The sequence below is a fragment of the Blastococcus goldschmidtiae genome (genome assembly GCF_031845325.1).
Lineage (GTDB): Bacteria > Actinomycetota > Actinomycetes > Mycobacteriales > Geodermatophilaceae > Blastococcus > Blastococcus goldschmidtiae.
Genome location: NZ_JAVREI010000003.1, coordinates 263,965 through 275,490, shown reverse-complemented (window position 1 = coordinate 275,490; position 11,526 = coordinate 263,965). Strand labels below are relative to the sequence as shown.

The following is an 11,526-nucleotide window of genomic DNA, read 5'->3' as shown; positions in this document are numbered from 1 at the left end:
CGCGCGAACGTCCGAGTCGCCGCGGCCGCCAACGCCGGCGGCTATCTCCCCTCCTTCCGCACCGCGTACCGCACCGGTGGCGTCGTCGGGATGATCACCATCGGGCTCGGCCTCTTCGGTGCCGCGCCGGTGCTGCTGCTCTTCGACGAGACCGCACCGATCGTGCTGGAGGGCTTCGGGTTCGGCGGGGCGCTGCTGGCCATGTTCATGCGCGTCGGTGGCGGCATCTTCACCAAGGCGGCCGACGTCGGCGCCGACCTGGTCGGCAAGGTCGAGGCGGGCATCCCCGAGGACGACCCGCGCAACGCCGCGACGATCGCCGACAACGTGGGCGACAACGTCGGCGACTGCGCGGGCATGGCCGCGGACCTCTTCGAGTCCTACGCCGTGACGCTGGTGGCCGCGCTGATCCTGGGCCAGGTCTTCTTCGGCTCGGTCGGCATGGTGTTCCCGCTGATGATCGCCGCGATCGGCATCATCGCCTCGATGGTCGGGGTGCTCGCCACCCGGCCCGCGACGACCGACGCGAGCGGCATGGCGCCGATCAACCGCGGCTTCTTCACCTCCGCCGCGGTCTCCCTCGTGCTCGTCGCGGCGGCGTCCTTCACCTACCTGCCCAGCATCTCCGACGGCGTCGACATGGAGGTCAGCCCCCAGGTCCTCGGCTTCGTCTCCGTGCTCATCGGCGTGGTGCTCGCCGCGGCGATCCAGCAGCTCACCGGCTACTTCACCGAGACCAGCCGCAAGCCGGTCAAGGACATCGGGCGCAGCTCGCTCACCGGCCCGGCGACCGTCATCCTCTCCGGCATCTCGCTGGGCCTGGAGTCCGCCGTGTACGCCGCGCTGCTCATCGGCGGCGCCGTCTACGGGGCGTTCCTCATCGGCGGCGGTGCGGCGCTCTACGCCGTCGCCCTCGCCGGCTGCGGCCTGCTCACGACCGCGGGCGTCATCGTCGCCATGGACACCTTCGGTCCGGTGAGCGACAACGCGCAGGGCATCGCGGAGATGTCGGGCGACATCGACGAGGAGGGCGCGCGCGTCCTCACCGACCTCGACGCCGTCGGCAACACGACCAAGGCCATCACCAAGGGCATCGCGATCGCGACCGCTGTCCTGGCGGCGACGGCGCTCTTCGGCTCCTACAACGCCCAGCTGGAGGTGGCCCTCGAGGACGCCGGTGACGCCGCGGGGGAGACGCTGCAGGAGGCCTTCAGCCTGGTGAACCCGAACAACGTCGTGGGGGCCATCATCGGCGCCGCCGTCGTGTTCTTCTTCTCCGGCCTGGCGGTCAGCGCCGTCTCGCGGGCTGCGGGTCGCGTGGTGTTCGAGGTCCGGGAGCAGTTCCGGACGAAGCCCGGGATCATGGACTACACCGAGAAGCCGGACTACGGCGCGGTCGTCGACATCTGCACCAAGGACTCGCTGCGCGAGCTGGCCACCCCCGGCCTCCTCGCCGTCCTCGCTCCCGTGGCGGTCGGCTTCGGGCTCGGCTTCGGTCCGCTCGCGGCGTACCTGGTCGGCGCCATCGCGGCCGGCACCCTGATGGCGGTCTTCCTGTCCAACTCGGGCGGCGCCTGGGACAACGCGAAGAAGATGGTCGAGGACGGCGCCTACGGGGGCAAGGGCAGCGAGGCGCACGCCGCCACCGTCATCGGTGACACGGTCGGGGACCCCTTCAAGGACACCGCCGGGCCGGCCATCAACCCGCTGATCAAGGTGATGAACCTCGTCGCGCTGATCATCGCGCCGGCCGTCGTCAGCCTCTCCGTGGGCGAGGACGCCAACGACGTGGTGCGGGTGGCCATCGCGCTGGCGGCGACCCTGGTCATCGTCGGCGCCGTCGTGGTGTCCAAGCGGCGCTCGGTCGTGGTCGGGGAGGTCAGCAGCAAGCCCGACGCGGGATCGCTGACCACCACCGCTCCCTGACCCACCCACACCGCGACCCTCCCGCCGAGAACGCCTCGGCGGGAGGGTCGCGGTGCGCGTTGTGGACGCCGTCCTCCGTTGTGGACGTCCGGCAGCACGCCGTCGTCGCGCCTGCCTAGCGTCGCCGCCTCACGTCCGCACCGGACAGGTGACGACCGACCCGGGAGGCAGCCCATGGCGCCGAGGATCTCCGTGCAGCCGGATGCGCTGACCGCACTCGCCGACGAACTGGCCGGGCTGGCCGCCGAGCTGGCCGCGGACGGGAACCGCTGCCGGTCCGCCGCCGGCGCCGTCGACTCCGTCCTGGGCGGCCGGGAGGGTGCGGCCGCCGGGGCCGTCGCCACCGCCTGGGCGGCGGTGGCCGGTGCTCTCGCGGAGGGGACGGAGGCCGCGGCCGGCACCCTGCGTGCCGCGGTGCTCGCCTACCGCGCCGCCGACGAGGAGCTCGCCGGGCGGCTCGGCGGGCCGGTGCTCCCGGACGCGGACGCGGCGTGCTGAGCGGGTCCGCGGTGGTGACGCCGTGACGACCCCCGTCGCGCCCCAGGACGACGTGCTCCGGTTGCAGGCGCTGGCCGCCTGGGACGTGCCCGCGCTGCGAGCGGGGCTGCACGCCCTGACGGCGCTGGACGACGGCTTCCCGGCCTGGCGGACCCGCCTGGACGCCGTCGTCCGGGCCCTGGAGGACGAGGGGTGCTGGGTGGGCCCCGCCGCGGCCCAGGCCGGCCGGCTGCTCCTGCGTCTGTCCAGCGCCGCGGCCGCCGCGGACCTCGGGTTCGCCACCTCCCGTGCGGAGTGCGCCCACCTGGTGCGTCAGGTGAACGTCGCGTCCGGGCGCGCGGCCACGGCGCTGGCGCTGGCCCCTGACCTGCCGGTGCCCCTGGACGCCGCACTCGCCCACGACGGCACACTGGCCGCGGCGGTCGACCGGCTGGTGCTCGGCCCGGAGTCGGTGGCCCCCGCGGTCGCGATGGCGAAGGAGGCGCTGGCGGCGGCGGCCGCTGCCGAGGCCGCGGCCGTGCGGGCCGAGGCCGCGCTCGCCTCCGCCGGCGCGCACGCCGGACCCGCCGGCCGGCTCGACGAGCTGGACAGCGGCGCCCTCCCGCTCGAACCTCCGGCGGGTCTCGACCCGCGGGAGGCGGCCCGCTGGTGGGCGTCCCTCTCCTCCGCCGCGCAGCTCGCGCTGGTGGACACCGCCCCGGCGACCGTCGGTTCGCTGGACGGCGTACCGGCGTGGGCGAGGGACCGCGCGAACCGGCACGCGCTCCGGCAGGCCATCGAGGACCCGCGCGCCGACGACGGGCAGCGGGCGACGGCCCGGGTCGTGGCGGCGCTGCTGGCCGCCGAGGAGGCCGCGGGCCGGGCAGCCCAGCTGCACCTCCTGGACCTCGCCGGTGAGCGCGTGGCGGTCGCGTTCGGCGACCTCGACACCGCGGCCGCGGTGGCGCTCGTCGTCCCCGGCATGAACGTCTCCCCGGGCGACGACCTGCACGCCGTCGCCGGGGACGCGCGCGACCTCGCCGCCTCGGCCTCCCGAGCCGACCCCGGACCGGCCGTGGCCGCGGTGGCGTGGCTCGGTTACCGGGCGCCGCACACCGTCTACTCGGTGACCAACCGCCGAGCCGCCACCAGGGGAGGCGCTGCCCTGGACGCGGCGCTGGACGGGCTGGCCGCGGCACGCACCATGGCGGGCGTGCCGCGGCCGCGGACGACGGTCGTCGGGCACAGCTACGGGACGGTGGTCCTGGACGAGGCGGCCGACCGGCAGGGCCGGCTGGCGGCGGACGCCGTCGTCCTGCTGGGCAGTCCCGGCATGGAGGACGACGCCGCGGGCCTGGAGGCGCCTGAGGTGTACGACGCGGCATCGCCCGCGGACCCCGTCTCGTGGGTCGGCTGGTTCGGGGCCGAGACGTGGTCGCGGGCGTTCGGCTCCACCGGCCTGCCCGCCGATCCGGGCACGGGCCATTCGCAGTACTTCGACCGCGACCGGCCCACGCTGGCCGCGATGGGGGAGGTGGTCGTGGGACGGCCGCCGGACTGACCCCATCGCGGGAGGCCCCTTCTCCGCCCGGGAACAGCGGCGCACCATGCACGTTCGGCAAGGGGAACGGCACGCCCACGAAGGTCGTCCCCGGCTCCAGCGCGACCGGGTGGCTTACCGTGGCCCGCCGAGGGGGTCTTTTCGCGGCTGCGCCGCCCGGCGCCGGTCCCCGGTGCGGAGCGCAGCACAGTCCGGACAGGCCGCACCCAGCACCACCAGCGCCACCGACAGGAGCACCGTGCCCACGAAGACCACGCAGCCCGCGAGCGAGAGCACCGAGCCGACCGCCGGGGGGACCAAGCCCCCGCGGCGGAGCTCGGCCGCGGCCGGCGGCAAGCCGCTGGTCATCGTGGAGTCGCCCACCAAGGCGACCAAGATCGCCGGCTACCTGGGCAGCGGCTACGTCGTCGAGGCCAGCGTCGGGCACATCCGCGACCTGCCGCGCAACGCCGCCGACGTCCCGGCCGAGCACAAGGGTGCCGCCTGGGCCCGGCTCGGTGTCGACGTCGACAATTCCTTCGAACCGCTCTACGTGGTCAGCCCCGACCGCAAGCAGCAGGTCAACCGGCTCAAGCAGCTGGTGAAGAACGCCAGCGAGATCTACCTGGCGACAGACGAGGACCGCGAGGGCGAGGCGATCGCCTGGCACCTGATCGACACGCTCAAGCCGACGGTCCCGGTCCGCCGGATGGTCTTCCACGAGATCACCCCCGAGGCGATCGCCCGCGCCGTCGCCAACCCGCGCGAGCTCGACACCGCCCTGGTCGACGCCCAGGAGACCCGCCGCATCCTCGACCGCCTCTACGGCTACGAGGTCAGCCCGGTGCTGTGGAAGAAGGTGCTGCCCAAGCTGTCGGCCGGCCGCGTGCAGTCCGTGGCCACCCGCATCGTGGTGGAGCGCGAGCGCGAGCGGATGGCCTTCCACGCGGCCGACTACTGGTCGCTGGAGGGCACCTTCGCCGTCCCCGGCAAGGCCGACGGCGCCGACGAGGGCGAGCCCACCACGGTGCGGGCGAAGCTGGTCAGCGTCGACGACAGCCGGATCGCCACCGGCAAGGACTTCGACGCCGCCACCGGCCGGACGACCGGCGAGGTCGTGCACCTCGACGAGGCGGGGGCCCGCGGCCTGGCTGCACGCCTGGAGGGCCGGCAGGTCGCCGTCAGCAGGGTCGACGAGAAGCCCTACCGCCGGCGTCCGTACGCGCCGTTCACCACCTCCACGCTGCAGATGGAGGCCGGGCGCAAGCTCGGCTGGTCCTCCGCGCAGAGCATGCGCGTGGCCCAGCGGCTGTACGAGAACGGCCACATCACCTACATGCGCACCGACTCGACGAACCTGTCCGAGGAGGCCATCAACGCCGCCCGGCAGCAGGCCCGCGAGCTCTACGGCGACGCCTACGTCCCGGCCGAGGCCCGGCGCTACAGCAAGAAGTCCAAGGGCGCGCAGGAGGCGCACGAGGCGATCCGCCCCGCCGGTGACAGTTTCCGCACCCCGGGGCAGCTGGCCGCCGAGCTGGCGCGCGACGAGTTCCGGCTCTACGAGCTGATCTGGCAGCGCACGGTCGCCTCGCAGATGGCCGACGCCGTCGGTCAGACGGTGAGCATCCGGCTCGCCGGCCGCAGCGCCACCGACGAGGCGGTCGAGTTCACCGCCAGCGGCCGCACGATCACCTTCCCCGGCTTCCTGCGGGCCTACGTCGAGTCCCGCGACGAGGGTGCGGCGAACACCGGCGACGACGACCACGGCAGCGACGACGCCGAGCGCCGGCTGCCCCGCCTGGAGCGCGGGCAGCAGCTCGACGCCCGGGAGCTCGACGCCAAGGGGCACACCACCAGCCCGCCGTCGCGCTACACCGAGCCGAGCCTGGTGGCCCGGCTCGAGGAGCTGGGCATCGGGCGTCCGTCGACGTTCGCCTCGATCATGCAGACGATCCAGGACCGCGGCTACGTGTGGAAGAAGGGCAACGCGCTCGTGCCCTCCTTCGTCGCGTTCGCCGTGGTCAACCTGCTCGAGCAGCACTTCGCGCAGCTGGTCGACTACCAGTTCACCGCGTCGCTGGAGGAGGAGCTCGACGAGATCGCCGGCGGCACCCTGCAGCGGGTCGACTGGCTCACCGAGTTCTACTTCGGTGGCGAGGGCCGGCACGCCGGCGCCATCGCGCAGTCCGGTGGCCTCAAGCACGTCATCGGCCAGCGGCTCGAGGAGATCGACGCCCGTGGGGTGAACTCGATCCCGCTGCGGGCGACCAGCCCCGAGGGCGAGCCGGTCGTGGCCCGGGTCGGTCGCTACGGCCCCTACCTGCAGGCCGGCGAGGACGGCGCGCGGGTCAGCATCCCCGAGGACCTCGCGCCCGACGAGCTCACCGAGGAGAAGGTGCGCGAGCTGCTGGAGGCGCCGTCGGGCGACCGGGAGCTGGGCACGGACCCGGAGTCAGGGCTCCCGGTGGTCGTCAAGGCCGGCCGCTACGGCCCCTACGTCACCACCGTCGTCCCCGAGGGCAGCAAGGAGGCCCCCCGCACGGCGAGCCTGTTCGCGTCCATGTCGCCGGAGACGGTGACCATCGACGACGCGCTCAAGCTGCTCACGCTGCCCCGCACCGTGGGGTCGACGCCCGAGGGCGAGGAGATCCAGGCACTCAACGGCCGCTACGGGCCCTACATCAAGAAGGGCACCGACTCCCGGTCGCTGGAGGGCGAGGAGAAGCTCTTCACCATCACCCTCGAGGAGGCGCTGGCGATCTTCGCCCAGCCCAAGCAGCGGGGACGCGCGGCGGCCAAGGCGCCGCTCAAGGAGCTGGGCCCCGACCCGGTCACCGAGGGCGTGGTCACGGTGCGCGAGGGCCGGTTCGGGCCCTACGTGACCGACGGCGAGACGAACGCCAGCCTGCGCAAGGGCGACGACGTCGAGACGATCACCATCGAGCGCGCCGCGGAGCTGCTCGCCGACCGCCGCGCCGCCGGGCCGGCCAAGAAGAAGAAGGCCGCCAAGAAGACGACGGCCAAGAAGGCGCCGGCGAAGAAGGCGACGGCCAAGAAGACGGCCGCGAAGAAGACGGCCGACCCGGTCGCGACCAGCTGAGCGGTCCCGGACCCCCGGTCAGGGGGTCCGGGAACCGACCGCGAACAGGCGCCGGAAGGGCAGCAGGGTGGTGCCGTCCGGTCGCCTCGGATAGGCCTCCCGCAGCGCTGCGGCGTAGGAGGCGGTGAACTCGGCCGCGTCGTCCTCGCCGAGCCGGGCGAGCGCCGGGCGCAGCTGGGTGGCCCGCACCCAGCCGAGCACGGGGTCGGGGCCGGCGAGCACGTGGAGGTACGTGGTCTCCCAGACGTCCGCGGTCAGCCCGGCGGCGGTGAGGACGTCGTAGTACCCCTCGGGCTCCAGGACGGCGTCGGTCCCGCGGGGGACGTCGCCGACGAGCGCAGCCCACCTCGGCGAGCGGCACAGCTCCCCGAGCAGCGTGTGCGTCGGCGAGCCGAAGTTCCCCGGGACCTGCACCGCCAGCCATCCGCCCGGCGCCAGTGCGGTGGCCCAGCCGGCGAGCAGGCGATCGTGACCGGGCACCCACTGGAGCAGGGCGTTGGTCACCAGGACGTCGACCGGCCCGGGCGGCTGCCAGCCCCGCACGTCGTCCTCGACGAACTCCACCCGGCCGGGGACGGCGTGGGCAGCGGCGGCGGCCAGCATGGTGGCCGACGAGTCGACGCCGGTGATGCGCGCGCCCGGCCAGCGCTGCGCGAGCGAGGCGGTGAGCGAGCCCTCGCCGCAGCCGAGGTCGACGACGACGGCGGGCGCCCGTGCCCCGACGCGCTGCATCAGCTCCATGAACGGGCGGGCGCGCTCGCCGGCGAACCGCAGGTAGGTGCCGGGGTCCCAGGCGCCGTCCGGCGGTGCGTCCTGCTCGTCCGCGCTCATCACCGGGGAACGCTAGCCCTCCGGCAGGTGAACGCGACCGCACGGTTTCGCCCTCCGGACCGTGCCGGGCGGAAACCGGTCCGATTCGTCGGCGGCGGCCGGTACCGTGACCCCGCTGGGGCCGGCCTCCGCCCCCGTTCCCACGACCAGGGGAGCCCAGATCCAGTCCGACCCGACGCCTCCGGTGTCCCCGCGCGAGGAGCCGGCGGCACCCGACGAGCGGACCACACCTCCGCCCGACGGGCTGCCGCCGGCGAACACGCCGGTGCCCGCGGACGCGGCGGTGCCGCTCGGCGAGGTCGACGCCGACCGGCCGGGTCCCTCGCCGACCGCCGCCGGGACGGAGCGCGACGCGGACGGTCCGCCGGCGGGCGGGGTGCCGTCGGTGGGTCTGGTCGCCAGGATCCGGGCCGTGCTGCGGGTGCGCGACTTCCGCAAGCTGTGGCTGTCGATGTCGCTGTCCAGCTTCGGGGACTGGCTCGGGCTGCTGGCCATCACGGCGACCGCCACGTCACTCGTGGACGGCTTCGCGGCGGCCAACTTCGCGCTCGGGGGCGTGCTGCTGTTCCGCCTCCTGCCGGCGATCGTGCTGGGGCCGCTGGCCGGCGCCTTCGCCGACCGGTTCGACCGCCGCAAGACGATGGTGGTCACCGACGTCATCCGCTTCGGGCTGTTCGCCTCCATCCCGATCGTGGACACCCTCATGTGGCTGTTCATCGCCCAGTTCCTCATCGAGGCGTTCAGCCTGTTCTGGATCCCCGCCAAGGACGCCGCCGTCCCCAACATGCTGCGCAAGGACCAGCTGGAGCCGGCCAACCAGCTCTCCCTGGTCACCACGTACGGGCTGACCCCGGTGCTGGCCGCGATCGTGTTCGCACTGCTCAACTCCACCGGCGGGCGCCTGCAGTCGCTCTTCCCGGCCGTCGACCAGGTCGACGTCGCGCTCTACCTGAACGCGCTGACCTTCCTCGTCGCCGCGTTCGTCATCTGGAACCTGCCCTCGATCAGCGGCCGGCGGGCGGCGGGCGCCACCACCGAGCAGGAGAGCTTCCTGGGCTCGCTGAGGCACGGCTTCTCCTTCGCCGGGCACACCCGCCTGGTCCGGGGCCTGGTCGTGGGCATCACCGGCGCCTTCGTCGCGGCCGGCGTGATCATCGCGACCGGGCAGGCGTACGCGAACGCACTCGGCGGCGGCGAGGCCGCCTACGGCCTGCTGTTCGGCGCCGTGTTCATCGGACTGGGGCTGGGCATCGCGCTGGGGCCCAGCGTGGCGCACGACCTGGCCCGCGAGCGGATCTTCGGTCTGGCCATCGTCGCCGCCGGCGTCATGGTCGTGCTCATGGCGTGGACATCGACGCTCTGGTTCGCGCTGGTCCTCGTCGTGCTCATGGGCTTCTTCGCCGGCATCGCCTACCTGGCCGGCTTCACACTGCTGGGCACCGAGGTCCAGGACGAGATGCGCGGCCGCACCTTCGCGATCGTGCAGTCGCTGGTCCGGGCGGCGCTGATCCTGTCGCTGGCGGTCGTGCCGTTCGGGGTGGGCCTGATCGGACGGCATTCGGTCGACCTCGGCGCGGTCACCCTCCCGGTCACCGGCGAGCGGATCATGCTGCTCGTGGCCGGGCTGCTGGCGGTCGGTGTGGGCGTGCTGGCCTACCGGCAGATGGACGACGGCCGGCCCGTGCCGCTGCTGGCCGACGTCGTCACCGCGCTGCGCCGGGACACCACCGCGCGACGGCGGCTGGCCGGCGGCGGCGTGCTGATCGCCTTCGAAGGCGGTGAGGGCGCCGGCAAGTCCACCCAGGTGAAGCGGCTGCAGGAGTGGCTGACCAACGAGGGGCTGGTGGCACGGACGACGTTCGAGCCGGGCGCGACCGCGTCGGGTGCGGGCATCCGCGGGATCCTGCTGGACCGGTCGCACGCGGCCATCTCCGCGCGGTCCGAGGCGCTGTTGTACGCCGCCGACCGCGCCCAGCACGTGCACGACGTCCTGCGACCGGCCCTCGAGGCCGGCGAGGTGGTCATCACCGACCGCTTCGTGGACAGCTCGCTGGCCTACCAGGGCGCGGGCCGGACGATCCCGCTGGACGACGTCCGGATGCTCTCCCGGTGGGCCACCGGTGGGCTGGAACCCGATCTCACCGTGCTGCTGGACCTGCCACCGGAGACGGGCCTGGCCCGGGCGCGTGGGCGGTCGGTGGCCGACCGGATGGAGTCGGAGTCCCTGGAGTTCCACCAGCGCGTGCGGCAGACCTTCCGGGTGCTCGCCGAGAGCGACCCCGACCGCTACCTCGTGCTGGACGCCACCCGGCCGGCGGACGAGCTGGCCGCAGCGATCCGGGTGCGGATCACCGACCTGCTGTCGGGCCTGCCCCTGCAGACGCTCCCGCAGCACGCAGGGGTGCCCGACGGGGCCACGACGCCGGTGCAGCGCCATCCGCACGCCCAGACCGGCGCGACCCCCCAGCTGCACCCATGAGCGTCGCGGCGGACGAGGGGGTGTGGGCGCGGGTCATCGGCCAGCCCGCGGTGGTGCACGAGCTGCGGGCCGCGGTCGACGACCCGGCCGCGATGACGCACGCCTGGCTGTTCACCGGGCCCCCGGGGTCCGGTCGCTCGGTCGCCGCGCGGGCGTTCGCGGCGGCGCTGCAGTGCCCCGCGGGCGGTGACGGCACCTGTCACGCCTGCCGGACGGTGCTCTCGGGCACCCACGCCGACGTCCACGTGATCGTCCCCGACGGGCTGTCGATCGGCGTCGTCGAGGCACGCGAGCTGGTCCGCGTGGCCGGCCGGTCCCCGTCCCAGGGTCGCTGGCAGATGATCATCGTCGAGGACGCGGACCGGATGAGCGAGTCCGCGTCCAACGCCGTCCTCAAGATGATCGAGGAGCCTCCGCCCCGGACCGTCGTCATGCTGTGCGCACCCAGCCTGCACCCCGACGACGTCCCGGTGACCATCCGCTCCCGCTGCCGCGTCGTCGCGCTGCGGACGCCGACGGTCCCCGCGATCGCCGAGGTGCTGGAACGCGACGGCGTCGACCCGGCGCTGGCCTCCTGGTCGGCCGCGGCGTCCGGTGGCCACGTGGGCCGCGCCCGCCGGCTGGCGCGGGACGAGGAGGCGCGGCTGGCCCGCAAGGCGGTGCTCGACGTCCCGCTGCGGCTGGTGTCGCTGGGGGCCTGCCTGGACGCCGCCGACGACCTCGTCGGCGCGGCGAAGGAGGAGACCGAGGCCGCGACCGAGGTCCTCGACGGAGCCGAGACCGACGCCCTGAAGAACAGCCTGGGTGTGGGCGCCCGCGGGCCCGGCGTGGTGGCGGCGAGCCGGGGGAGCGCCGGTCAGCTCAAGGAGCTGGAGCGCCGGCAGAAGTCGCGGGCCACCCGCATCGGCCGGGACTCCCTGGACCGCGCCCTGGTCGACCTGGCCGGCCTCTACCGCGACGCGCTGGTGCTGGCGTCGGCGCCCGCCGGGGAGCTGCCGCTCAACCACCCCGACCGCCGCGCCGACGCCGACCGACTGGCCCGGTTGATGGGCGCCGAGGGGGCGCTCCGGCGGATCGACGCGATCCTCGAGTGCCGGACGGCGCTGGAGCAGAACGTCAAGCCGCAGATCGCGCTGGAGGCGCTGACCGTGGCGCTGCGACTGCCCGCGTAGC

The 11,526-nt window shown here is 74.3% G+C and carries 7 protein-coding genes; 6 read left to right on the top strand and 1 reads right to left on the bottom strand.

What is annotated here, in order from left to right; all coding sequences use genetic code 11:
• The 4 genes from RM425_RS08220 to topA all read left to right on the top strand — a co-directional run.
• A partial coding sequence (locus RM425_RS08220) for a sodium-translocating pyrophosphatase (protein WP_311344700.1) occupies positions 1-1,926 on the top strand: 1,926 nt, incomplete at its 5' end.
• 174 nt (positions 1,927-2,100) lie between these two features.
• The gene (locus tag RM425_RS08215; RefSeq protein WP_311344699.1) at positions 2,101-2,424 is read left to right on the top strand and encodes a type VII secretion target; all 324 of its coding nucleotides are present in this window, start codon (positions 2,101-2,103) and stop codon (positions 2,422-2,424) included.
• A gap of 22 nt (positions 2,425-2,446) precedes the next feature.
• Complete coding sequence (locus tag RM425_RS08210) at positions 2,447-3,964, top strand: alpha/beta hydrolase (protein WP_311344698.1); 1,518 nt, start codon at positions 2,447-2,449, stop codon at positions 3,962-3,964.
• A 238-nt stretch (positions 3,965-4,202) separates the two neighbouring features.
• Positions 4,203-7,043, top strand: coding sequence for a type I DNA topoisomerase (gene topA, locus RM425_RS08205; protein ID WP_311344697.1), 2,841 nt, complete (start codon positions 4,203-4,205; stop codon positions 7,041-7,043).
• A gap of 18 nt (positions 7,044-7,061) precedes the next feature.
• Here the strand turns inward: topA and RM425_RS08200 are convergent, their stop codons facing one another.
• Complete coding sequence (locus tag RM425_RS08200; RefSeq protein WP_311344707.1) at positions 7,062-7,874, bottom strand: trans-aconitate 2-methyltransferase; 813 nt, start codon at positions 7,872-7,874, stop codon at positions 7,062-7,064.
• Between the two features lie 106 nt (positions 7,875-7,980).
• Between RM425_RS08200 and tmk the strand changes: the two genes are divergently transcribed.
• Positions 7,981-10,353: a dTMP kinase gene (tmk, locus tag RM425_RS08195; RefSeq protein WP_311344696.1), complete on the top strand. Its 2,373-nt coding sequence runs from the start codon at positions 7,981-7,983 to the stop codon at positions 10,351-10,353.
• Positions 10,350-11,525: a DNA polymerase III subunit delta' gene (locus RM425_RS08190; RefSeq protein WP_311344695.1), complete on the top strand. Its 1,176-nt coding sequence runs from the start codon at positions 10,350-10,352 to the stop codon at positions 11,523-11,525. The genes tmk and RM425_RS08190 overlap by 4 nt, the downstream gene beginning before the upstream one ends.
• The last annotated feature ends 1 nt before the right edge of the window (position 11,526 follow it).

Bases quoted from the DNA above. Each gene is read 5' to 3' on its own strand.
- RM425_RS08215 (WP_311344699.1), top strand. From the start codon at position 2,101: ATGGCGCCGAGGATCTCCGTGCAGCCGGATGCGCTGACCGCACTCGCC.
- RM425_RS08190 (WP_311344695.1), top strand. From the start codon at position 10,350: ATGAGCGTCGCGGCGGACGAGGGGGTGTGGGCGCGGGTCATCGGCCAG.
- RM425_RS08200 (WP_311344707.1), bottom strand. From the start codon at position 7,874: ATGAGCGCGGACGAGCAGGACGCACCGCCGGACGGCGCCTGGGACCCC.